General features: G+C 37.6%; 19 protein-coding genes and 2 pseudogenes. 20 read left to right on the top strand and 1 reads right to left on the bottom strand.

What is annotated here, in order from left to right; translation table 11 throughout:
* Positions 1–128: 128 nt before the first annotated feature.
* From IGK70_RS08135 to IGK70_RS08070, 14 genes are all read left to right on the top strand, one after another.
* Positions 129–1,067, top strand: coding sequence for a magnesium transporter CorA family protein (locus tag IGK70_RS08135; RefSeq protein ID WP_010777700.1), 939 nt, complete (start codon positions 129–131; stop codon positions 1,065–1,067).
* Positions 1,068–1,103: 36 nt separating this feature from the next.
* A complete protein-coding gene (locus IGK70_RS08130; RefSeq protein WP_104855850.1) occupies positions 1,104–1,934 on the top strand; it encodes a manganese catalase family protein in 831 nt (276 codons plus the stop codon).
* A 279-nt stretch (positions 1,935–2,213) separates the two neighbouring features.
* Entirely contained in the window at positions 2,214–2,945 is a 732-nt protein-coding gene (locus IGK70_RS08125; protein ID WP_002360115.1) for a GntR family transcriptional regulator, read from the top strand.
* A gap of 11 nt (positions 2,946–2,956) precedes the next feature.
* The gene (gene agaS / locus IGK70_RS08120; protein ID WP_104855849.1) at positions 2,957–4,129 is read left to right on the top strand and encodes an SIS domain-containing protein; all 1,173 of its coding nucleotides are present in this window, start codon (positions 2,957–2,959) and stop codon (positions 4,127–4,129) included.
* A 22-nt stretch (positions 4,130–4,151) separates the two neighbouring features.
* Positions 4,152–5,147, top strand: a complete 996-nt coding sequence (gene lacD, locus IGK70_RS08115) for a tagatose-bisphosphate aldolase (protein ID WP_002357245.1) — start codon at positions 4,152–4,154, stop codon at positions 5,145–5,147.
* Positions 5,148–5,162: 15 nt separating this feature from the next.
* Positions 5,163–6,104 carry a hexose kinase gene (locus tag IGK70_RS08110; protein ID WP_010827495.1) on the top strand — a complete coding sequence of 314 codons (942 nt, stop codon included), beginning with the start codon at positions 5,163–5,165 and terminating at the stop codon, positions 6,102–6,104.
* A gap of 32 nt (positions 6,105–6,136) precedes the next feature.
* Positions 6,137–7,951, top strand: a complete 1,815-nt coding sequence (locus tag IGK70_RS08105) for a glycoside hydrolase family 35 protein (RefSeq protein ID WP_025191144.1) — start codon at positions 6,137–6,139, stop codon at positions 7,949–7,951.
* The gene (locus IGK70_RS08100) at positions 7,948–8,427 is read left to right on the top strand and encodes a PTS system mannose/fructose/N-acetylgalactosamine-transporter subunit IIB (RefSeq protein WP_002361968.1); all 480 of its coding nucleotides are present in this window, start codon (positions 7,948–7,950) and stop codon (positions 8,425–8,427) included. The genes IGK70_RS08105 and IGK70_RS08100 overlap by 4 nt, the downstream gene beginning before the upstream one ends.
* A gap of 13 nt (positions 8,428–8,440) precedes the next feature.
* Positions 8,441–9,340, top strand: coding sequence for a PTS mannose/fructose/sorbose/N-acetylgalactosamine transporter subunit IIC (locus IGK70_RS08095; protein WP_002357253.1), 900 nt, complete (start codon positions 8,441–8,443; stop codon positions 9,338–9,340).
* The gene (locus IGK70_RS08090) at positions 9,327–10,136 is read left to right on the top strand and encodes a PTS system mannose/fructose/sorbose family transporter subunit IID (protein WP_002357254.1); all 810 of its coding nucleotides are present in this window, start codon (positions 9,327–9,329) and stop codon (positions 10,134–10,136) included. Before IGK70_RS08095 ends, IGK70_RS08090 begins: the two co-directional genes overlap by 14 nt.
* A gap of 19 nt (positions 10,137–10,155) precedes the next feature.
* The gene (locus IGK70_RS08085) at positions 10,156–10,563 is read left to right on the top strand and encodes a PTS sugar transporter subunit IIA (protein ID WP_002361967.1); all 408 of its coding nucleotides are present in this window, start codon (positions 10,156–10,158) and stop codon (positions 10,561–10,563) included.
* A gap of 150 nt (positions 10,564–10,713) precedes the next feature.
* Positions 10,714–14,688, top strand: coding sequence for an endo-alpha-N-acetylgalactosaminidase family protein (locus tag IGK70_RS08080; RefSeq protein ID WP_438775211.1), 3,975 nt, complete (start codon positions 10,714–10,716; stop codon positions 14,686–14,688).
* A 725-nt stretch (positions 14,689–15,413) separates the two neighbouring features.
* Positions 15,414–16,568 (top strand): AI-2E family transporter, encoded by a 1,155-nt coding sequence (locus tag IGK70_RS08075; RefSeq protein ID WP_002386882.1) that lies wholly within the window; start codon positions 15,414–15,416, stop codon positions 16,566–16,568.
* Between the two features lie 120 nt (positions 16,569–16,688).
* A complete protein-coding gene (locus IGK70_RS08070) occupies positions 16,689–17,333 on the top strand; it encodes a DUF998 domain-containing protein (RefSeq protein ID WP_002364092.1) in 645 nt (214 codons plus the stop codon).
* Positions 17,334–17,379: 46 nt separating this feature from the next.
* On the opposite strand, the gene IGK70_RS08065 is transcribed toward IGK70_RS08070, so the two are convergent.
* The gene (locus IGK70_RS08065) at positions 17,380–17,991 is read right to left on the bottom strand and encodes a hypothetical protein (RefSeq protein WP_002381806.1); all 612 of its coding nucleotides are present in this window, start codon (positions 17,989–17,991) and stop codon (positions 17,380–17,382) included.
* A gap of 178 nt (positions 17,992–18,169) precedes the next feature.
* Here IGK70_RS08065 and IGK70_RS08060 point away from each other — a divergent pair, with 178 nt between their 5' ends.
* The 6 genes and pseudogenes from IGK70_RS08060 to IGK70_RS08035 all read left to right on the top strand — a co-directional run bounded on the left by IGK70_RS08060 (position 18,170) and on the right by IGK70_RS08035 (position 24,010).
* Positions 18,170–18,622 (top strand): DUF2188 domain-containing protein, encoded by a 453-nt coding sequence (locus IGK70_RS08060; RefSeq protein ID WP_002361962.1) that lies wholly within the window; start codon positions 18,170–18,172, stop codon positions 18,620–18,622.
* Between the two features lie 190 nt (positions 18,623–18,812).
* Entirely contained in the window at positions 18,813–19,832 is a 1,020-nt protein-coding gene (locus IGK70_RS08055) for a branched-chain amino acid aminotransferase (RefSeq protein WP_002408876.1), read from the top strand.
* A gap of 215 nt (positions 19,833–20,047) precedes the next feature.
* Positions 20,048–20,688 (top strand): annotated as a pseudogene (locus IGK70_RS08050) (IS607 family transposase).
* A gap of 22 nt (positions 20,689–20,710) precedes the next feature.
* A pseudogene (locus IGK70_RS08045) lies at positions 20,711–21,787 on the top strand (RNA-guided endonuclease InsQ/TnpB family protein); the annotation flags it as partial.
* Between the two features lie 199 nt (positions 21,788–21,986).
* A complete protein-coding gene (locus IGK70_RS08040) occupies positions 21,987–22,307 on the top strand; it encodes a cupin domain-containing protein (protein WP_002357264.1) in 321 nt (106 codons plus the stop codon).
* Positions 22,308–22,369: 62 nt separating this feature from the next.
* Positions 22,370–24,010, top strand: coding sequence for a peptide ABC transporter substrate-binding protein (locus IGK70_RS08035; RefSeq protein WP_104855523.1), 1,641 nt, complete (start codon positions 22,370–22,372; stop codon positions 24,008–24,010).
* Positions 24,011–24,086 lie beyond the last annotated feature (76 nt).

The raw sequence follows: 24,086 nt of genomic DNA, 5'->3' as shown, positions 1-24,086 counted from the left end.
CTTGTTATTTAGAATAATAGAGGTACACCTCAATTAATTACTACAGAAAAGTGGAGACGTAAAGAAGACTAATTTGCGCTAGGCATTGTGCGTTTACTCGAAATATTTTTTAGAAGGAGAGATTTATAATGCCCAAGTACTACTTTATTGGTGGGGAACAAGTGAGGGAGACAGAAGAAAAAGATTTTAATTGGTTAGTGATTGACACTAGTGAAACCCAGGTAATTGAAAGAATAATTAAAGAGTATAATTTTCCTAAAGATATTTTTGTGGGTACGTCGTATCCAGAAGAAGTTTCTCGGTTTGAAGCTCTTTCGGGAACGACGTTGAAACAACCGATTTCGCTAGTGCTTATGAACCTTTTGAAAGAGGGCGAGAACATTGAGGAACGTTTAGCACCTATTTCCTTTATTTCTTCAGAAAACCTTTTAATTACATGCACTAACGAGAACAATCATTTTTTTGATCGTTTATTAGAAAAATATGATTGCAAAATAGATACGTTTGAAAAACTAATAACGTATGCGATTTTAGATATCTACTCACATTATGTAGAAGAGTTAAAGGAAAAGAAACAACGGATCGATCGTCTAGATAAAAAAGCACGTATGACTACAGAAAATGAAGAATTGTACAAACAAGCCGATTTAGAAAGAGAAATTGTTTACATTGATCATACGTTAAGAGATCAAAAAAGCACGTTAGAATTACTCTGGCAATCTTCCCAGTTTGTTCAACGATTATCCGATAAAAAACTACTTTACGACGTTCAATTAAGACAACGACAAACCGAAAAAATGATTTCGATTTATAGAGACCTCTTAGAAAGTATTGGCAATCTTTTTAGCGGCATGATGGATAACCAATTAAATCATTTAATGAAATATCTTGATTCAGCGGCATTAATTATTTCAATTCCAGCGATGATTGCTGGTGTTTGGGGGATGAATACTGGCGGCCTACCAGGTAAAAGTTCTGGTTTAGGGTTTTTATTAGTCGTCCTAGGTGCGCTCATTATCTCAGTAGCCTTTGGTTATCATCTTTACAAAAAAGATTATTCAAAATAAAGAGGCATTAAAATTTATTATATAGGAGGATGAATCATGTTTAGACACCAAAAAGAATTACAGTTTGATGCGAAACCAGACAAACCAAATCCGTTAATTGCAAAGTATCTTCAAGAATTAATTGGTGGACAGTACGGTGAAATGAGTGTAGCAATGCAGTATTTATTCCAAGGATGGAGTTGTCGCGGAGAAGAAAAGTATAAAGATATGTTAATGGATATCGCTACTGAAGAGTTGGGCCACGTTGAAATGCTTGCAACAATGGTCGCTCGTCTACTTGAAGGAGCACCAGTGGAAGATCAAGAAGAAGCAATGAAAAAAGATCCAACAATTGGGGCAATTATTTCTGGGATGAATCCCCAACATGCAATTGTCGCTGGTTTAGGGCCACGTCCCGCAGATAGTGTTGGAAATCCCTGGAGTGGTGGGTACATTATTGCTAGTGGAAATATGTTAGCTGATTTTCGTGCTAATTTAAATGCAGAATCACAAGGACGCTTACAAGTTGCTCGAATTTATGAAATGATTGATGACCGTGGAGTGAAAGATTTACTTTCTATTCTTTTAGCTAGAGATAGCTATCATCAAAATTTATGGGCAAGCGCTGTGAAGGAACTGGAAACAAAAGAGGGCTCTATCTTAGTTCCAAGCACTTTTCCTAGAGAAGAAGAACGTTTAGATATTGCCTATGATTTCTATAACTTTTCTGAAGGAGATGCAAGCAGTCAAGGCTCATGGGCTAGTGGTAAAGCATTAGATGGAGAAGGAGAATATCAATGGTTAAAAGAACCAAAAATTGAAGGAAAAGCTCCTAACTTAAAGCCTGTTACACCTAAAATGTACGGCACACCGAAATTAAAAAAATAAAAGATATTTATCTGTATATGAAAAATGAGCAAAAAAAGATTCTCTTTTAGAGGATCTTTTTTTATCAACTGGTATCATATTTAAGGGTGGTTTTTTATAAAAAAATGATTTCTTGAGGAAAAAAATATTATAATAAAGAAAAATAAAAAAATGTAAACGTTATCATTTCAAGGTTATAGCGGTATGAAGATATTTATTAATACTTTTTATTGACAAAATAAAAAAAACCACCGTACTATTGGTTTGTGGTTATAACCAGTTAGGGTAAAGGAGAAAGTTATGGAAAATGCCTTTAAAAACAAAGCTTTGTATCATCAACTTGTTGATTTGCTGCAGGAACGAATCGAAACATGCATGATTCCTCATGACAAGTTGCCCTCTGAACGTGAATTGACTGCACAATATGGAGTGAGTCGGACGACGGTCCGGTTAGCGCTACAAGAACTAGAAAATAGAGGTTCCATCTATCGTCGTCATGGCAAAGGAACATTTGTTTCAGATATAAAAAAAGAGGCCGCTGATTTAGCTGGCGCATATAGTTTTACAGAACAAATGAAAGGGTTGGGTCGAAAACCACATACCCGTATATTATCCTTCGAAAAATTGGAAGCGGATAAATTTATTTGTCAGCATTTGAATCTGTCGTTAGGAGAGGCAGTTTTTAAATTAAGTCGGTTGCGGATTGCTGATAACGAGCCATTAATGGTTGAAGACACATACTTGCCTGTGAAATTTTTCTTATCACTCACGGATCAATTACTACGTAGTAAGCCATTATATGATCTATTTTCGGAAGATTTTAAGCAAACCGTTCGTTTAGCTGATGAAGAATTATACGCTAGCATTGCTTCAAAAGAAGATGCCAAATTATTGATGATTCCAGAAGGAGCGCCAGTCCTTCATTTAGCACGCCAGACATATAACATGAAAAATGAAATTATTGAATTTACGTTGAGTGTGGCGCGAGCAGATCAATTTCATTATCAGATACGCCATATTCGGAATAGTTAGGAGAGTTAAGTATGTTTACAGCAGAAAAAGAAGAACTAGAACAACTAGGAGCGGAAATCACGACACGTGAAATTCGTCAGCAACCTGAGCTTTGGCAAGAAACCGTGACACTTTATCATGAAAATCAAACAGCTTTGGAAAACTTTTTAAAAGAAGTCCAGGCCAAAGCGCAAGGAAAACGAACAAGAGTAATTTTTACAGGAGCAGGGACTTCGCAATATGTCGGTGATACGGTTGTACCTTATCTCCGAGCACACGGCGACACACAAGCCTTTTCATTCGAAAGTATTGGGACAACGGATATTGTGGCCAAACCAGAAGATTATCTGATTAAAGACGAACCAACATTGTTAGTTTCGTTTGCAAGAAGTGGAAATAGTCCTGAAAGTTTAGCGGCAGTTGAAGTAGCTAATCAAGTGGTTGAAACAATTCATCATTTAGCGATTACTTGTGCCGAAGAAGGACAACTGGCACAAATAAGCCAAAAAGAAGAAAACAGCTTTTTATTCTTAATGCCAGCACGTTCCAATGATGGTGGTTTTGCGATGACTGGTAGCTTTTCTTGCATGACTTTGGGTACATTACTACTCTTTGATCAAACAGCCTTTGAGCAAAAACAAGATTATGTAACCGCTCTAATTAAATTAGGTGAAGAAGTGCTATCCCGTGAAGAAGAATTAAATGAAATTGTTAACCTTGATTTTGAACGCATTGTTTATGTTGGTTCTGGAAGTTTAGCTGGTTTGACAAGAGAAGCGCAATTGAAAATTTTAGAACTAACAGCCGGCAAAGTTGCCACAATTTTTGACTCTTCTATGGGCTTCCGTCATGGACCAAAATCATTTATTAATGAAAAAACAATAATGTTTGGTTTTGTTAATAATACACCATACACAAGAGATTATGACTTGGATATCTTAGAAGAAGTTCACGGTGACGAAATTGCGGCGGGTGTTTTTGCGATTGCTCAACCCGGCAAACGTAATTTCTCAGGTTCAACTATTGAATATTCCGCAGAAACTGCTCTATTACCTGATGGCTATTTAGCATTAGCAGATATTATGGTAGCCCAAACAGTCGCACTTTTAACATCTATTAAAGTTGGAAATAAACCGGATACCCCTTCACCGACAGGTACAGTGAATCGTGTGGTTAAAGGCGTAACGATTTATGACTATAAATAATACAACATTTGGAGGAGGAACTATGCTTACGTTAACAGCTGGAAAAAAAGCGGCAATGGATCGTTTGTCAACCCAAGAAGGAATCATTAGCGCATTAGCCATTGATCAACGAGGTGCCTTGAAAAAAATGATCAAAGCGCTAGATGTAGAGCCAACTGATGCACAAATTGAAACGTTTAAAGAATTAGTCTCGAAAGAATTGACACCTTATGCGTCCGCCATTTTATTGGATCCAGAATATGGATTGCCTGCTGCAAAAGCACGCGATACCGAGGCTGGATTGTTACTCGCTTATGAAAAAACGGGCTATGATGCAACAACTCCGGGACGATTGCCTGATTTACTAGCAGATTGGTCTGTTTTACGCTTGAAAGAAGAAGGCGCAGATGCGATTAAATTTTTACTCTACTATGATGTGGATGAGGATCCAGAAATCAATCATCAAAAACATGTATTTATTGAACGCTTAGGGAGTGAATGTGCAGAAGAAGACCTACCATTTTACTTAGAATTAGTTTCTTACGATGCACAAATAGCAGATGCGACTTCTTTAGAATATGCAAAAGTTAAACCGCATAAAGTGAATGAAATGATGAAAGAATTTTCTAAACCCCAATATAAAGTAGATGTATTGAAAGTGGAAGTTCCAGTTAATATGAATTTTGTAGAAGGTTTTGCGCCAGCTGAAACAGCGTATACAAAAGAGGAAGCGGCGAATTATTTCTTAGAACAAAGTCAAGCCACTGATTTACCATTTATCTTTTTAAGTGCCGGTGTCTCAACAGAGCTATTCCAAGAAACACTACGTTTCGCTAAAGAAGCTGGTTCAACATTTAATGGTGTTTTATGTGGCCGTGCTACGTGGAAAAATGGCGTGAAACCTTTCGTTGAAGCAGGAGAAACTGCGGCTTGTGATTGGTTAAAAACAGAAGGCCGAGAAAACATTGAAAGTTTAAATGAAGTCATCGCGGCAACCGCCAGCTCTTGGCATGCAAAAGTTCAAGTAAACGAAGGGTAATTGGGAGGCATAGCTGTGATAGTAACAGTAACAATGAATCCGTCAATTGATATCTCCTACCTATTAGATCATCTAAAGCTTGATACCGTTAATCGGACCAGTCAGGTGACCAAAACCCCTGGTGGCAAAGGATTAAATGTCACTCGTGTCATTCATGATTTAGGTGGAGATGTTATCGCTACCGGCGTTCTTGGTGGTTTTCATGGGGCGTTTATTGCAAACGAGTTAAAGAAAGCAAACATCCCCCAAGCATTTACGTCAATCAAAGAAGAAACGCGTGATTCGATTGCGATTTTGCACGAAGGGAATCAAACTGAAATTTTAGAAGCTGGACCGACTGTTTTACCAGAAGAAATCAGTAACTTCCTTGAAAATTTCGATCAATTAATTAAGCAAGCAGAAATTGTGACAATTTCTGGAAGTTTAGCGAAAGGATTACCATCAAATTTTTATCAAGAATTAGTTCAAAAAGCTCACGCACAAGAGGTTAAAGTGCTACTAGATACTTCTGGTGATAGTTTAAGGCAAGTTCTTCAAGGACCATGGAAACCGTATTTAATTAAACCTAATTTAGAGGAACTAGAAGGATTGCTAGAGCAAGATTTTTCAGAAAATCCATTAGCAGCTGTACAAACAGCTTTAACAAAACCAATGTTTGCTGGAATTGAATGGATTGTCGTATCTTTAGGAAAAGATGGTGCAATTGCCAAACATCACGATCAGTTCTATCGTGTAAAAATTCCAACGATTCAAGCTAAAAATCCTGTTGGTTCAGGAGATGCAACCATTGCTGGTCTTGCATATGGATTAGCCAAGGATGCCCCAGCTGCCGAACTGCTAAAATGGGGCATGGCGGCTGGAATGGCTAATGCCCAAGAAAGAATGACTGGGCATGTAGACGTAGAGAACGTGAACAAACATCTTATGAACATCCAAGTAGTCGAAATTGCTAAATAAAGAGCTTTCTTTATTTAGCAATTATCCAGGAATTGAAAGCGTTTACTAGAAAGGGTGGCAATGTGGACAGATTTGAAATTAAAGAGGAGTTTCTTTTAAATGATCAACCATTTAAAATTTTATCAGGCGCCATTCATTATTTTCGTGTAGATCCCTCAGATTGGCATCATTCACTTTATAACTTGAAAGCTTTAGGCTTCAATACAGTTGAGACATATGTACCATGGAATTTACATGAACCGCAAAAAGGAACATTTCATTTTGAGGGAATATTAGATTTGGAGCGCTTTTTAAAATTAGCACAAGAACTTGGACTATATGCGATTGTGCGGCCGTCTCCTTATATTTGTGCAGAATGGGAGTTTGGCGGTTTTCCAGCATGGCTATTAAATGAACCAGGACGGATGCGTTCGAATAATCCAACCTATCTGAAGCATGTTGCGGAATATTATGATGTTTTAATGGAAAAAATTGTTCCGCATCAACTTGCTAACGGTGGCAATATTTTAATGATTCAAATCGAAAACGAATATGGTTCATTTGGCGAAGAAAAAGCGTATTTACGGGCGATTCGCGATTTGATGATTGCACGTGGCGTGACAGCACCATTTTTTACTTCTGACGGGCCATGGCGCGCAACATTGCGGGCAGGCAGCATGATTGAAGATGATATTTTAGTAACTGGGAATTTTGGCTCAAAAGCCAAAGAAAATTTCGGTATGATGCAAGCCTTTTTTGAAGAACATGGTAAAAAATGGCCGCTAATGTGTATGGAATTTTGGGATGGCTGGTTTAATCGTTGGAAAGAGCCAATTATTAAACGAGATCCGCAAGAATTGGCTGAATCAGTTAGAGAAGCATTAGCATTAGGCAGTATCAACTTATATATGTTTCATGGCGGCACCAATTTTGGGTTTATGAATGGCTGCTCCGCACGAGGAACCATTGATTTACCACAAATCACTTCCTATGATTATGATGCGCCACTTGATGAACAAGGGAACCCAACCGAAAAGTATTTTGCGTTACAAAAAATGCTTCACGAAGAGTACCCTGCGTTACCACAAGCTGAACCATTAGTAAAAGATTCTTTTGCGCAAACAGCAATTCCTTTAACCAACAAAGTGAGTTTGTTTGCGACTTTAGAAACGATTAGTCAGCCAGTAATCAGTGTTTATCCGCAAACCATGGAACAATTAGGACAAAATACAGGTTATCTTCTTTACCGAACAAGCATTGAAAAAGATGCTGCAGAAGAAAAGCTAAGAGTGATTGACGGTCGTGATCGTCTGCAATTATTTGTCAATCAGGCACATCAAGCAACGCAATATCAAACGAAAATTGGCGAAGATATTTACGTTACACTGCCGCAAGAGAATAATCAAATCGATGTTTTAATGGAAAATATGGGTCGTGTCAATTACGGGCATAAACTATTCGCAGATACTCAGAAAAAAGGGATTCGAACGGGTGTCATGGCAGATTTACATTTTATGACGCAATGGCAACAATATTGTTTACCTATGACAAGCTGTGAACAGGTAGACTATTCAAGAGAATGGCAACCTGATCAACCAAGCTTTTACCAGTATCATATGGAGTTAGCAGAAGTGAAAGATACATTTATTGATGTTTCTAAATTCGGCAAAGGAATTGTTTTTGTTAACCAAACCAATCTTGGTCGTTTCTGGAATGTTGGTCCGACGCTTTCCTTATATATTCCCAAAGGATTATTAAAAGAAGGGCAAAATGAGATCGTCATTTTTGAAACGGAAGGAACGTACCAACCAGAAATTCAGTTAGTAAAAGAACCACTATATAAAGAAATGAAAGAGGGATTACAATGAGTATTATTGGCGTAAGAATTGATGGACGTTTGATTCATGGACAAGTGGCAAATTTATGGGCGACAAAATTGAATATTTCCAGAATTATGGTCGTTGATGATGAGGTTGCAGGGAATGCCATTGAAAAAAGCGGCTTGAAATTAGCAACACCAGCTGGCGTGAAACTAAGCGTGTTACCAGTTGAAAAAGCTGCTCAAAATATTTTAGCAGGAAAATACGACTCACAACGTTTATTAATTGTGGTACGGAAACCAGATCGTTTATTAAAACTAGTAGAACTTGGGGTGCCGATTAAAGAAATCAATGTTGGGAACATGTCTCAAACAAACGAAACACGGTCGATTACTAAGTCAATCAATGTGGTCGATCAAGATATTGAGGTTTTTAAAGAGTTAAATGCTAAAGGTGTCCATCTGATTGCTCAAATGGTGCCAAGTGACAAAGCGGAAGACTTTATGAGTTTGATAACAAAATAGGAGGGAACAAAAAATGAATATCTTATGGTGGCAGATCTTATTATTAACATTATACGCAGGATACCAAATTTTAGATGAATTACAAATTTATTCTTCATTAAGTGCGCCAGTGTTTGCAGGTCTTTTTGCAGGATTAGTGATGGGGGATATTAAAGCAGGACTTATTATTGGTGGAAGTATGCAATTAACTGTATTAGGAGTTGGGACTTTCGGGGGTGCCTCCAAAATTGATGCTAACTCAGGCACGATTCTTGCCACAGCATTTTCTGTGTCTTTAGGAATGAACCCTGAACAAGCAATCGCTGCTATTGCAGTACCAGTTGCTAGTTTAATGATTCAATTAGACATTTTGGCTCGTTTTGCGAATACCTACTTTGCACATCGGATTGATAAAATGGTCGAAGATATGAACTACAAAGGAATTGAACGTAACTTCTTAATGGGTGCCTTACCTTGGTCTCTTTCTCGAATGATTCCAGTCTTCTTAGCACTTGCTTTTGGTGGTGGTTTAGTACAAAAAGTTGTATCTGTCCTAAATGGCGATTTGAAATGGTTAGGTGATGGCTTGTCTGTTGCTGGGGCGGTCTTACCAGCGGTCGGTTTTGCAATTTTACTACGTTACTTACCAGTGAAAAAACATTTCCCTTATTTAATTCTTGGTTTCACTGTAACTGCTTTACTAGGAACAATCTTTACAAACATGCAACTTTTAGGAACATCTGTTGCGAGCGTTGTGAAAGACTTCAGTGGTGTATTTAACGCACTACCAATGTTAGCAGTCGCTTTAATTGGTTTCGCTTTAGCCGCAATTAGCTACAAAAATGGCCAAATGATTCCGAGTGGGCCAGCAGCCAAAAAAGAACATGCAGCGAATGATTCAGACGAAGGAGAGATTGAAGATGACGAAATCTAATTATAAATTGACGAAAGAAGATTTTAAACAAATTAATCGCAGAAGCTTGTTTACTTTCCAATTAGGTTGGAACTACGAAAGAATGCAAGGATCAGGTTACTTGTATACGATTTTGCCACAATTGCGTAAAATTTATGGGGATGATACGCCTGAATTAAAAGAAGTAATGAAAACACACACGCAATTTTTCAATACTTCAAACTTCTTTAATACGATTATTACAGGGATCGATTTGGCCATTGAAGAAAAAGAAGGCATTGCTGGAAAACAAACAGTTTCAGGTTTGAAAACTGGTTTAATGGGACCGTTTGCAGCAATTGGGGATTCAATTTTCGCAGCTTTAATTCCAACTATTTTTGGGGCGCTAGCTGCCAACATGGCGATTAATGGCAACCCAACTGGTATCTTTATCTGGATTGTTGCTCAAATTGCCGTGATGGTCTTCCGTTGGAAACAATTGGAATTTGCGTATCGCGAAGGAATTTCTTTGGTGACAACTATGCAACACCGCTTAACTGCCTTAACAGACGCTGCAACTTTACTAGGGGTCTTCATGGTTGGCGCTTTAGTGGCAACGATGGTTAATGTGAAACTATCATGGGCACCAAGTATTGGGGATGTAACACTTAACATGCAAAATAACTTGGATATGATTTTACCACGTCTACTTCCTGCAGGAATTGTCGGTGGCGTTTATTGGATGCTAGGTAAAAAGAATATGACGTCTACTAAAGCCATTTTTATCGTATTAATTGTCTGTGTCGCATTGTCTGCGTTAGGTGTTATTTCAAAATAAGTAAGACAGGAGAAAATCGATGAGTGAACATTTAGTTTTAGTAAGTCATGGCCGTTTTTGCGAGGAATTGAAAAAAAGTGCGGAGATGATTATGGGACCGCAAGAAACAATTTCCACTGTTGCTTTATTACCAGAAGAAGGTGAAGCTGACTTTTTAGAAAAATTTGAAGCGATTACGGAATCGTTAGAAGATTTTGTTGTCTTTGCTGATCTATTAGGGGGGACACCTTGTAATATTTTATCTAAAAAAATTATGCAAGGTGCTTCGTTTGACTTATATACTGGGATGAATTTACCGATGGTTATCAGCTATGTAAATGCAAGTTTATTAGCGATTGAAGGTGACTATGTTAAGGAATCAGCAGAAAGTATTGTGAAAGTCAACGAATTGCTGCTAAATGTTGCAGTAGATGACGAGGATGAATAATTCTGACTTGTTGTCGTAAGTAATCAAAGTTTTTAAGAGAATGATTTAGAGATGGACGTTCCAAAAATAAAAGAATTTATTTTTGGAACGCCCCTTTAATTGCTAATAATGAAAGCGTGTTCAAAAAATGTTAGGGGGCTGATTTATCAGATGAAACATGGAAAAATAAAACGATTTAGTACATTGACACTATTGGCAAGCGCAACGATTTTAGTACCATTAAGTACGTCTGCAGAAGAAACAACAAACAGCAGCACTGAAACAAGCTCATCAATGGTGGAACCTGCCGCAACCGAAGAAAAATTGTGGCAATCTGATTTTCCAGGAGGGAAAATTGGTGAGTGGCAAGATGTGATTGGTAAAACAAATCGAGAATTAGCAGGAGAGTCATTGGCGATTTCACGAGATGCAGCAGCAGGTAATAATGCCGTATCTTTAAATTTAGATTCCCCTAAATTAGCTGATGGTGAAGTAGAAACAAAGTTTAAATACACTGCTGGAAGCGGTCGAACGGGTGTGATTATACGTGGTAATACCAAAGATAGCTGGGTTTTTGTAGGCTATAACGCGAATGGCAAATGGTTAGTTGAAAGCCCTAATTCGTGGAATGATTCGATTTCTGGGCCAACGTTAAATGAAGATACGAATTATTTGTTGAAAGTACGTTATGTTGGTGAAAAAATTACTATCTGGCTTAACACCACGTTGATTTACGAAGGAGAACCTGTTTTGGCCAATGGAGACAAAATTCCAACAGAAGCCGGACATGTGGGTGTCCGTTTGTGGTACGACAAAAAAATTGTCAATTATGACTATTTTAAAAATGGCCCCGTAGATAGCATTCCAGAAATTGTGCCAGAAGTGACACAAATTGCGCCAGTCAAAGTTTTTACAAAAATTGGTGTTGCACCAAAATTACCGAAACAAGTAAAAGTGACCTATAATACTGGTAAAGAAGCCAATGAAGCAGTCCGTTGGGATGAAATCGATCCTGATGCATACAAAGAACCAGGAACTTTTGAAGTCGACGGTACTTTGGAAAATACAAATATCAAAGCAAAAGCCAGCGTTGTTGTTGCTAAAGACAATGAAGCTGAAAAAGGCGACAAAATCTCTTCTGCAGATTTAACAGCCGTGGTTGATCCACAATTTCCACGAATTATTCGCTACGAAGACCCTCAGAGTAATCAAGTGATTTTTAATGGCCAACACGAGAAAATTGACCAAGTAATGATTGATGGCAAAGCATATAAAGCAACTGCTGAAAAACAGAAGAGTGAAGCAAATCAAGCCGTTTATAACGTAGCTGTCCCAGAAATTGGTCTGCGTTTCACAACGACATTGACTGTTTCAGAAGGCCAAGAATTAGCTATGAAACTCTCAGATATTCGTGAAGAAGGAACCAAAATACACACAATTTCAATTCCAAATCAAGGCTTGATTTCTGTCAATAGTATAGATGAAGGGGCGACTTTTGCTGGCGTTGTGATGAATACGGGGACAAATGCAAATAACGGAAATAAAAATGGTGATACTATCCAAGATTTAACTACAACTAGTCAAGAAGAAACGAAAAAATATATGTACGGTTTCTTAAATACAGCAAATTATGCTGCAAGTTTTTGGACGAACGCCTATGGAGACGGCTCTGTCGATGGTAGTGACAACAATCGAATCCATAAACAAACAAAAGAAGCGGCGACTGGTTTTGTAATAACCTTGTCAAGTGGGGCATGGACCTATCGACCATTTGATGCACCGGAAGATTATACAACTGGGGAAACGCCAGAAGTGAAAGTTAAATTCTCAAAAGATAGCAATGACGACAAGCGGGTGGATTGGCAAGATGCGGCAATTGGGTTCCGTTCAATTATGAATAACCCAATGGGCGCGGAAAAAGTTCCTGAATTAGTCAACCAACGGATTCCTTTTAACTTTGCTAGTCAGGCGACAAACCCATTCTTAGTGACGTTAGACGAATCAAAACGCATTTACAATTTAACAGATGGATTAGGACAAATGAATTTACTAAAAGGGTATCAAAATGAAGGACATGATTCTGCGCATCCAGATTACGGTGCTATTGGTCAGCGACCTGGTGGGGAACAAGCGTTGAATCAATTAATTGATGAAGGACATAAATTAAATGCCGTTTTCGGTGTGCATATTAATGACACCGAGTCTTACCCAGAAGCAAAAGGATTTAATGAGGAATTAGTTGATCCAACGAAGCGTGGCTGGGATTGGTTAGATCCGTCTTATTTTATTAAACAAAGACCCGATGCATTGAGTGGTCGTCGCTATGAGCGCTTTAAAGAATTAAAACAAAAAGCACCGAATCTAGATTATATTTATGTTGATGTTTGGGGCAACCAAGGCGAATCAGGTTGGGCAAGTCGTCAACTAAGTAAAGAAATTAATTCACTCGGTTGGTTTACAACCAATGAATTTCCGAATGCTTTAGAGTATGACTCGGTTTGGAACCATTGGTCTGCAGAAAAAGATTACGGCGGTACAACAACGAAAGGCTTTAACAGTACAATCGTTCGTTTTATTCGGAATCATCAAAAAGACACTTGGATTATTTCCGACAACCCTTTGTTAGGTGGAGCTGAATTTGAAGCCTATGAAGGTTGGGTGGGTAAAACCAATTTTAATACCTATCGCCAAAAAACTTTTGCCATTAATGTCCCAACTAAGTTCTTACAGCATTACCAAATTACAAACTGGGAAACTACAACAGCAGAAGATGGTCAAATCTATGGCACGATTAAATTAGCGAACGGTGCTGAAAAAGTGACCGTTACTCAAGCAGATGCTAATTCGCCAAGAAGCATTACGTTAAATGAGACAGAAGTTCTAAAAGGTGATGCGTATCTACTGCCTTGGAATGTCAATGGTCAAGACAAACTATATCACTGGAATCCAAAAGGCGGTACCAGCACTTGGTCATTGGATAAGAAAATGCAAGGAAAAACGAATTTACATTTATATGAATTAACAGACCAAGGGCGTATTGACAAAGGCGCAGTTGCCACTACAAATAACCAAGTGACCATCCAAGCCGAGGCTAATACACCGTATGTCATTGCTGAACCTGACAGTATTGAACCGATGACATTCGGAACAGGAACACCATTTAAAGATCCTGGATTTAATGAAGCCAATACCTTGAAAAATAACTGGAAAGTTTTCCGAGGTGATGGAGAGGTTAAAAAAGATGCCAACGGTGATTATGTCTTTAGTTCAGAAAAAGAAAGAACCGAAATCAAACAAGACATCAATCTTCCTAAACCAGGAAAATATAGTTTGTATCTAAACACAGAAACACATGATCGTAAAGCCACAGTAACTGTTAAAATTGGTGGTAAGAAATACACGCGGACAGTGAATAATTCGGTTGCCCAAAACTACATTCAGGCAGATATTAACCATACAAGCAGGAAAAATCCGCAGTATATGCAAAATATGCGAATTGATTTTGAAATCCCAGATAATGCCAAAAAAGGCTCGGTGACGTTAGCGGTTGATAAAGGCAATTCCGTTACAAAATTTGATGATTTACGAATTGTTGAGCGTCAAACTGATATCATGAACCCAGACAAACAAACAGTTATTAAGCAAGATTTTGAAGACACACAAGCAGTTGGGTTATATCCGTTTGTTAAAGGCTCAGCTGGTGGTGTAGAAGATCCACGGATTCATTTATCAGAAAGAAATGAACCATACACACAATATGGTTGGAATGGAAACCTTGTTTCAGATGTATTAGAAGGCAACTGGTCCTTGAAAGCCCATAAACAAGGAGCAGGTTTGATGCTTCAAACAATTCCGCAAAATATTAAATTTGAACCGAACAAGAAATATACGGTCCAATTTGATTATCAAACTGATGGTGAAAATGTCTTTACTGCTGGGACCATTAATGGGGAGTTAAAAAATAACAATGACTTTAAGCCAGTCGGTGAGTTGACTTCGACAGCAGCAGATGGTCAAACCAAGCATTATGAAGCAGAAATAATTGGGGATGCTTCAGGAAACACTACGTTTGGTATTTTTACAACAGGTGCCGATAAAGATTTCATTATGGATAACTTTACGGTCACAGTGGAATCGAAAAAATAAATTTAGTCTATCTAGAAGAGGTCGGGACAGAAGTGTTTAACTCCGAGAACCAAGTAGGTACTGTTTAACATCTATTTGCTTTGCAAATAGTGTTTCTCAGCAATAAGAAGGAATTTCCGAAAATTGTCATAAAACACAACGAGGAACGAGTTGATGTTGCATGATACCTACCCGGTGTTCTTTAATTTTTGGAGACCAAGTAGGTATTGTTCATCATCGAATCACTACGTTCTTCGTGATTCTCAACAATTTCGGCTTATTGTTTTCTCGCCAAAGGCTCGTCACAGTTTTATCCTTGTAAGTTCCGAAGGACCTTCACCAAGTAGGTACGATGATTTCATCTGTTCATGCTTCACAGTGAAACATCGCAACTCTTAGAGCTGTAGCTCTTTTGAAGGCTGTACTGTGACGAGACGCATGTCGAGAAAACACCTTAGAAGTTGTTGAGATCGGAGCAACGCGTAGTGTTGCTTCTGTTCCCGCCGTTTATCAGTTTTTGAGCGTGAAGCAAAAATCCAAAGTGATTTTTGTCCCACGCTCTACTTCTTTTATGAAAAGAAGCAAGGTCTAGTGCCTCATTTTTATACTGCAGAATAAACAGACACATTTTTAAAAGTATCAGGCTTCTTTGTGTATTTCATCATGAACGAATGGACAAACTTGCCTTTTGCCACAAATCGTTTACAATTACAATGATAGGCATAATTTATTTAGAGGTGAAGTGATTGAAGAAATACAATGTTGATTGGAATTACTGGGTTGTCCGCTTTTTATTTGTAATGGCGTTGATTGTTGGCTATTTATTAATCACGAATTATCAGCACTTTGTCCATAGTGTTTCGGGTTTGTTAGGCATCTTATCCCCATTCATTACTGGGTTCGTGATTGCTTATTTATTGAGTGGAAGTCAGAAAAAAATCGAGGGATTACTAGAAAGAGTTCCTTTACCAGTCGTAAAAAAAGCGAAACACGGCTTGAGCGTGCTCCTTTTGTACCTGATTATTTTGTTTATTTTTGTCTTGACATTAAACTATATCGTTCCGCTACTCATTAGTAATTTAGTAGATTTAGCAAACTCTTTACCCACTTTTTATGATCACATGGTTCAGTTTGTGATGAGTTTAGAAGATAAAGGGATTTTAAAAACAGCCGCGATTGAAAAATATTTAAATAGTGTCCTTAAAGATTTGTCGCCAGAACGTTTTTTAAATCAATGGACACAAGCGTTGTTTTCATTAGGAACGTTGACTAAAAATGTTTCTTCATTCTTTTTAAATGCATTTTTGACGTTGATTATCTCAATCTATGCGCTGGTATTTAAGCAATCTATTTTGACATTTGTTGAAAAGGCCGCCCACAAATTGCTGTCTGAAAAAGTGTACAAGCAAACACAAACTTGGTTAAATACAACGAATAAAATTTTCTATAAATTTATCAGTTGCCAATTTCTTGATGCTTGTATTATTGGCGTTTCATCAACGATTTTGTTAAGTATTTTGAATGTGAAATTTGCTGTGACTTTGGGGATTTTATTAGGTATTTGTAATATGATTCCTTATTTTGGTTCGATTTTTGCGTCAATTGTTGCTGGTGTGATTACGCTTTTCACAGGTGGTGTTACTCAAGCCATTACGGTGTTACTAGTTTTATTAATTTTACAACAAATTGACGGCAATATTATTGGTCCTCGAATTATGGGAGATGCCCTAAATGTCAATCCGATTTTAATTATTGTTTCAATTACGATTGGGGGAGCGTACTTCGGCGTCTTAGGGATGTTTTTAGCAGTTCCTGTTGCTGCAATCATTAAAATTATTGTCTCGGAGTGGCTAAATGAATCAAAAGAAAATGATAAGATTGTAGATTCTATTGAATCCTAAAGTAAAACTTTTCGTCTCGCGTTGACGAAAAGTTTTTTAGTGGGAAAGAAAGTTTCATTATTTGGAATTTTTGATATGCTATACTTGAAGTAAATAGAAAATCAAAATTGAGGTGAATAAATGCAGCTTTTAAAAAAATATGGCGGCTATTTTTTAGTTTTAGGGGTCTTACTTGATTTTTTTACACCTTATTATGTCGGATTCAAAGATCAAGGTTACAATCAATTGACAGAAGTAATTAGCTTATTAGGTGATGTGAATAGTCCAGTTAGGGAAAACTTTAATCGGTTAACTATCATTGCGGGAATGTTGATGTTAGCAAGTTTACCTAGGATATATGCTATTTTTTCCAGAAAAACGAAAAAAGGTGCTTGGTTAGTAGTGGCAATGATTGGCGCTTATGGTTTATTTGATTGTATTTTCAGTGGGCTCTTCAGCGTAGACACTTCAACCGCTGGCACAGTTGCTGCCGCGCTTCATAACGGAGGATCAGCAGTCGGTTATACAGGCTTTTTGTTGTTATCAGGCGTCTTAACCATTATCTACAGTAAATACGGTTCGCAAAAAAATAAAAACCTTTTTGGCTTTTTGTTTATTTTATGTATGCTTGCAGCCGGCTTATATGGCTTAGCAAGGATTCCACAGTTGCAACAGGTAAAACCATTTAATTATTTAGGCTTATGGCAAAGAGTGAGTTCATTTTGTAATTATCTACCAATGCTGGCACTGTGTTTACAAACTAAAACCAATGACAAATTTGATTGAACATTTGTCATTGGTTTTTTACTAGTTAAAATTGTCTGGTAATAACTTAATTATTGGCTACGGTGACTTCACCAGTAACAGTGGCACCATCTTTTTCTAAGTCAGCAGAATCTTTGTATTCTTGTTTATCAAAAGTAATATTGCCATTAACTTTGGTACCATTTAAAGTAAAGCCATTTGCTTTCACCTCAATATCACCTTTGACAGTCCCGTGAACGATGTTGAAATTTTCAGAAGAAACGATTAGCTTAGGAACCGTGATTTCATATTCAGCAGTTACTTTTTTATTATCATCTTGAGAATAAAGCGCTAATTTACGATAGACATCGTTGGAATCTTTCCCCTTATCATGGAAAGTACCAGCAACTGTTACCTCGTTATCAAAAGTGACATTGTCAGTAGCTGCGACAATCCAATTTCCTTTATCACTTAACGCCATTTCGAGCTCTTCAGGCTTGGCACTAATTGAAGCACCAGAGACTACTTCTGTACTTGAATTAGCTGTTTCTTTGCTACTAGAACTACTATCTGTTTTTTTATCAGATGAACAAGCACTAAGCAGCACAAGAGCAGCAGTTGCCGTCAAAACAGTGGTGAGTACTTTAGACATTTTCATGAAAATCCCTCCAAAAAATTTATTTATTTCTTCCTTTATCATAACTGATTCAAAGGGAAATGAGTAATCATACACTCAAAGATTGAGAAGTTTGGCTAATGGGAAATTAGGCTTATTCTCTCAAGAAGGTTCAGGAAATATTCAAAGTAATCATTTCTTTTTCAAATGTTCCTTTTCTGTAGTAAGCTATTAATAGACAGAATTTTAGGAGGAGATTTTGATGCCTTGGAATATGAATGATTATCCTACATCAATGAAAAATTTAGCACCTTTGATTCGGAAAAAAGCGATAGATATTGGCAATGCGTTGCTTGCGGATGGCTACCCTGATGATCGCGCCATTCCAATTGCGATTAGTCAAGCGGAGAAATGGTATCAAGAGGCAAGTGCAGCAGACAAAAAGGCCTTCGAACAAGAAGCAAATCCTACGAAACAAGATTCGCATAAACAGGATAAACATGCGGGGAAATTATTAACGGCGGCTGTCAACGTTAAATATAAAGACGACCAATGGTTGGTGATTTCAGACAGCGCTGAAAAAGCAAGTAATACATTTACCCACAAACAAGAGGCGATTGAACGAGCTCAAGAAATTGCTCGGAATAAGCAAACAAAGCTGAAAATCTATAAGCAAGATGGTACGTTACAAGAAACCAAAGAGTATACTGAATAATTTTTCGAAACCTTGATATTCCGTTGCAATTCAAGAAACGGCTATCAAGGTTTTTTGGTGAGGGAGAAATGGACAAGTAAGAAAAAATAACAAAAGTTAAGAATGAGAATAAGGCTTGCTTTTCTAGTTTTTGGTGGGTACAATTACACTAATTAAGATAAAAAATCAAAATAATTGAGGTGCTACGACAATGGAAAAAGCCAATCTTGATTGGAATAATTTAGGATTTTCTTACATTAAAACGCCCTTTCGTTATATTAGTTATTGGCGAGATGGCAAGTGGGAAGAAGGCACGCTAACAGATAACAATCAGTTAACGATTAGTGAAGGTTCGCCTGCTCTACATTATGGCCAACAATGTTTTGAAGGATTAAAAGCGTATCAATGTGCAGATGGTTCTGTCAATTTGTTTCGTCCAGATGAAAATGCCAAACGGTTACAAAAAAGTTGTGCGCGTCTACTGATGCCACAAGTACCAGTAGAAACCTTTGTTTCTGCATGCCAAGAAGTGGTGAAAGCCAACCTTGCTTATTTACCGCCGTATGGAACGGGCGGTACGTTGTATCTTCGCCCTTATATGATTGGTGTCGGCGATAATATTGGTGTAGCACCTGCCAAAGAATACATTTTTTCTATTTTTTGTGTGCCAGTTGGTTCGTATTTTAAAAATGGTTTAGCACCAACCAACTTTATCGTTTCTGAATATGATCGAGCGGCGGGCCGAGGAACTGGGGCCGCTAAAGTGGGGGGCAATTATGCAGCTAGTCTTTTACCAGGTGCAGAAGCACATGAGAAAGAATTTAGTGATTGCATTTATTTAGATCCGTATACGCATACGAAAATTGAAGAAGTTGGCGCAGCTAATTTCTTTGGCATAACCAAAGATGGTACTTTTATTACGCCGAAATCAGCGTCTATTTTACCAAGTATTACTAAATATTCATTATTGATGCTAGCAAAAGAACGTTTAGGGATGACGGCGCTTGAAGGAGACGTTTACATTGATCGATTAGCGGACTTCTCCGAAGCGGGTGCTTGTGGCACAGCGGCGATTATTTCTCCTATTGGTGGGATTCAAAACGGCACAGATTTCCATGTATTTTATAGTGAAACGGAAGTTGGACCAGTGACTAAGCAACTATATGATGAACTGGTTGGCATACAGTTTGGTGACAAAGAAGCGCCAGAAGGCTGGATTGTAAAAGTTTAAAGAAACAAAAAAGAGAGAATTCATGCTCTCTTTTTTTTGTGTAGAATATTCAGAATTTTCTATAAAAAGATTGACTTTAGTACTATTTAAAGGAATAATGGAAGATACAAGATTTAAAAAAGGAGGGTGACAACAGTTAATGATAATGTATAAATATCTATAAATATATTATTATGAATATCGATATATGGGATAATCATGTTGAGGTGAAGATGATGACTATGTATTCGATAGGGGAATTTGGAAAACAAATAGGTGTAACGTCACAAACATTGAGAAATTGGGATAAAAAAGGGAATTGAAACCTGCTCATGTTTCGAAAGGTGGCACTCGTTATTATTCTGAAGAACAACGAAATCAATTCTTAGGAATCACTGGAAGAAAGAAACCAAATCGGATAACTATAGGTTATTGTAGAGTAAGTTCAAATAAGCAAAAAGACGATTTAGAACGTCAAATTGAGAACGTTAAGACTTACATGATTGCACGAGGGTATCAATTTGACATTATTCAAGATGTTGGTAGTGGAATCAACTACAATAAAAAAGGATTAAATCAATTAATCAATAGAATTACTAATGGCGAAATAAACAAGGTAGTGATTCTGCACAAAGACCGTTTAATCCGATTTGGTTATGAACTTATTGAAAATCTTTGTAATAAATATGGTACAGAAATAGAAATCATTGACAATACAGAAAAGATTGAGGAACAGGAACTAGTCGAGGACTTAATCCAGATTGTCACAGTTTTTAGTTGCCGATTACAAGGAAAACGAGCGAATAAAGCTAAGAAGATGATTAAGGAGTTGATGGAAGATGATACGAGCGAAAAAAGTAAGGTTGCGCCCGACTGAAGAATAAGAAAAGCAACTATGGCAATCGTCTGGTACTGCACGATGGATTTTCAATTGGACGTTAAAAATGCAAGAAATGAACCATCGGTTTGGCGGAAAGTTCATCAGTAACAACGATTTACGAAAGCACATCACAAAAATGAAGCAATGTCCTAAGTATGCTTGGTTAAACAATGTATCCAATAATATTGCTAAACAAGCCGTAAAAGATGCTTGTAACGCCTATAAAAAGTGGTTTGATGGTATGACAGGTAAAAGTCGTTTAAAGGCTGAAAAGCCACGATTCAAGGCAAGAAAGAAGTCGAAACCAGCTTTTTATAATGACAATATCAAACTGAAAGTAAAACATAAATCGGTCTTACTTGAAAAAATTGGTTGGGTAAAGACAAGTGAAAAGTTGCCGGTGAATACGAAGTATTTTAATCCACGAATTAGCTTTGATGGAAAGTATTGGTATGTATCAGTTGGCATTGATGAAGTACAACCAGCGCAGAGCTTAACAGGTGAAATTATTGGAATTGACCTAGGTATCAAAGATTTAGCGATTGTTTCTAATGGCAGAGTCTACAAGAATATTAATAAAACAGGAAAAGTAAAGAAGATTGAGAAACGATTACGTCGGTTACAGCGTAAAGTCTCACGAAAATACGATATGAATAAGGAGGGAAACCGATTCGCCAAAACTTGTAACATCTATAAATTAGAAAGAGGAATTCGACATACACATCGAAAACTAGCGAATATTCGTCAGAACCATTTACATCAAACAACAACGGAGATAGTGAAAACCAAGCCATCGAAAATCGTTGTAGAAACCTTGAATGTAAAAGGCATGATGAAAAATAAGCACTTAGCAAAATCAGTTGCACAACAAAAATTCTACGAGTTCAAAAGACAACTCCAGTACAAGTGTGAAGATTATGGTATTGAATTAGTGGAAGCTGATAAGTTCTATCCAAGTTCTAAATTGTGTCACGAATGTGGGAACAAAAAAGTAGACTTAAAACTGTCTGACCGTACCTATCACTGCGAAGAATGCGGATATACAGCGGATAGAGATTATAATGCAAGTCTGAATTTAGCAAGTTATAGTGCGTAATCTACGAGCTTCTACTGAAACAGAAACGTAGATAGGTAGGATTCGTTGTATCCGAATTAACGCCTGCGGAGTGTTATAGCAAACGGGAGTAGCGAGCAAGCGGCAAAATCGGACACGTAGAAACAGGAAATAAACATAAATCTGACAACTTTTATAGTTGGTTAGAAATATTTATAGATTTTTGGCAACGGGAAAGCTATTGCTTATTAAATCAGCAGAATCAGAAGAAATGACGATTTTTTTTGATAAAGAAAACCAACCAAATGCACAAGTTCAAATGGGCATTATTACATTACAGCCTGGTGAAAAACGGCCTTTAGCTGGATATGCTCGCCATGAACAGGATGAATATTCTTATGTGATTTCTGGCGAAGCACATACGATTTTAGAAGATGGTCAAGACTTAGTTGGAAAAGCCGGACAAGCCCAATTAATTGAAGCTGGTGAGGGGCACATTAATTATAATGATGGGTTGGAGCCGGCGGTCGTTGTCTGGATGCTTGTGGAAAGGACAGAATAAAAGGGGAGCTGTCTTTCTGTAAGTAAAAGCATAAAAAAATGAAGAGTTATAGGAGAAAGAAGATGAAAATGTATTTAAAAATCACAATAGTTTGTGTTTTATTGGTAGGATTTTTAGCTGGGTGTACCAATAAAAATGAAAATAAAAAGAAACAGAAAAATACCAAAGAAGCCGTTCAACTGATGTCACCTTCAGAACTAACAACGCTCAACACCTCTGTATTATTGGATTTTCCAGATGCTATTGTCCAAACTGCAGCGTTTGAAGGGTTATATAGTTTAGATGAACAAGACCAATTGGTACCAGCCGTAGCGAAAGCATTGCCGACGATTTCAGAAGATGGAAAAACTTACACGATTTCTTTGAGAAAAGAAGCGGTTTGGAGTAACGATGATCCTGTCACAGCACATGATTTTGAATATGCTTGGAAAAAAATGATTGATCCTAAAAACGGCTTTGTTTATAGCTTCCTCATCGTTGAAACAATTCAAAATGGTGCAGAAATCTCAGCTGGGAAATTAGCACCCAATGAACTAGGTGTCACAGCTGTGGATGATTATACATTAAAAGTGACGCTCAAAGAGCCAAAACCGTACTTTACGTCCTTGTTAGCTTTTCCGACATTTTTCCCGCAAAATCAAAAAGTAGTCGAACAATTTGGTGCGGACTATGGAACTGCTAGTGATAAAGTCGTCTATAATGGTCCGTTCGTGGTAAAAGATTGGCAGCAAACAAAGATGGACTGGCAACTAGCAAAAAATAATCGCTATTGGGATCACCAGAACGTGCGCTCAAACATTATCAATTATACGGTTATCAAAGAAACATCTACCGCATTGAATCTTTTTGAAGATGGACAATTAGATGTGGCTACACTAAGTGGTGAACTGGCGCAACAGAATAAAAATAATACGTTGTATCATTCGTATCCAACAGCGACAATGAACTATTTGCGCTTAAATCAAAAACGGAAAGGGCAAGCAACGCCGCTTGCAAACGAAAACCTGCGTAAAGCGTTGGCTTTAGGCATAGATAAAGAAAATCTAGTCAATAATATTATTGCAGATGGTTCTAAAGCGCTACATGGTGCGATCACGGAAGGTTTTGTGGCGAATCCCACAACAGGCCTCGATTTTCGTCAAGAAGCAGGTAATTTAATGGTTTATAACAAAGAAAAAGCGCAAAGTTATTGGAAAAAAGCACAAGCAGAATTAGGAGAAAAGGTTAACGTTGAATTGATGGTAACAGATGATGGTTCTTACAAAAAAATTGGTGAAAGTTTGCAAGGCTCGCTACAAGAACTGTTTCCTGGTTTGACAATAGAGCTAACCGCATTGCCGACTGAAGCTGCATTGAACTTTGGGCGAGAAAGTGACTATGATTTATTCTTAATTTACTGGACACCAGACTATCAAGACCCTATTTCTACCCTGATGACTTTATACAAGGGCAATGATCGCAATTATCAGAACCCCGTCTATGACAAATTATTAGATGAAGCAGCCACAACCTATGCCTTAGAGCCAGAAAAAAGATGGGCGACACTGATTGCAGCTGAAAAAGAAGTGATTGAAACGACTGCTGGCATGATTCCACTTAGCCAAAATGAACAAACAGTCCTGCAAAATGATAAAGTCAAAGGCTTGAATTTTCATACCTTTGGCGCTCCATTAACGTTAAAAAATGTTTATAAGGAAAAATAAAAAGAGAGCCTGGGCTGAAAATCGCTTTTGATTTTCGGCCCAGGCTTAAATCCTGCTTTTTAACCCAAAATTTGTC

Source organism: Enterococcus sp. DIV0358 (genome assembly GCF_051713465.1).
Classification (GTDB): Bacteria; Bacillota; Bacilli; order Lactobacillales; family Enterococcaceae; genus Enterococcus; species Enterococcus faecalis.
The sequence above is the reverse complement of the archived record's forward strand: the minus strand, read 5'-3'. Positions and strand labels throughout refer to the sequence as shown.

Coding starts and splice junctions, on each gene's coding strand:
- IGK70_RS08135 (WP_010777700.1), top strand. CDS start 129: ATGCCCAAGTACTACTTTATTGGTGGGGAACAAGTGAGGGAGACAGAA.
- IGK70_RS08130 (WP_104855850.1), top strand. CDS start 1,104: ATGTTTAGACACCAAAAAGAATTACAGTTTGATGCGAAACCAGACAAA.
- IGK70_RS08125 (WP_002360115.1), top strand. CDS start 2,214: ATGGAAAATGCCTTTAAAAACAAAGCTTTGTATCATCAACTTGTTGAT.
- agaS (WP_104855849.1), top strand. CDS start 2,957: ATGTTTACAGCAGAAAAAGAAGAACTAGAACAACTAGGAGCGGAAATC.
- lacD (WP_002357245.1), top strand. CDS start 4,152: ATGCTTACGTTAACAGCTGGAAAAAAAGCGGCAATGGATCGTTTGTCA.
- IGK70_RS08100 (WP_002361968.1), top strand. CDS start 7,948: ATGAGTATTATTGGCGTAAGAATTGATGGACGTTTGATTCATGGACAA.
- IGK70_RS08095 (WP_002357253.1), top strand. CDS start 8,441: ATGAATATCTTATGGTGGCAGATCTTATTATTAACATTATACGCAGGA.
- IGK70_RS08090 (WP_002357254.1), top strand. CDS start 9,327: ATGACGAAATCTAATTATAAATTGACGAAAGAAGATTTTAAACAAATT.
- IGK70_RS08085 (WP_002361967.1), top strand. CDS start 10,156: ATGAGTGAACATTTAGTTTTAGTAAGTCATGGCCGTTTTTGCGAGGAA.
- IGK70_RS08080 (WP_438775211.1), top strand. CDS start 10,714: ATGAAACATGGAAAAATAAAACGATTTAGTACATTGACACTATTGGCA.
- IGK70_RS08070 (WP_002364092.1), top strand. CDS start 16,689: ATGCAGCTTTTAAAAAAATATGGCGGCTATTTTTTAGTTTTAGGGGTC.
- IGK70_RS08065 (WP_002381806.1), bottom strand. CDS start 17,991: ATGATAAAGGAAGAAATAAATAAATTTTTTGGAGGGATTTTCATGAAA.
- IGK70_RS08060 (WP_002361962.1), top strand. CDS start 18,170: ATGCCTTGGAATATGAATGATTATCCTACATCAATGAAAAATTTAGCA.
- IGK70_RS08055 (WP_002408876.1), top strand. CDS start 18,813: ATGGAAAAAGCCAATCTTGATTGGAATAATTTAGGATTTTCTTACATT.
- IGK70_RS08035 (WP_104855523.1), top strand. CDS start 22,370: ATGAAAATGTATTTAAAAATCACAATAGTTTGTGTTTTATTGGTAGGA.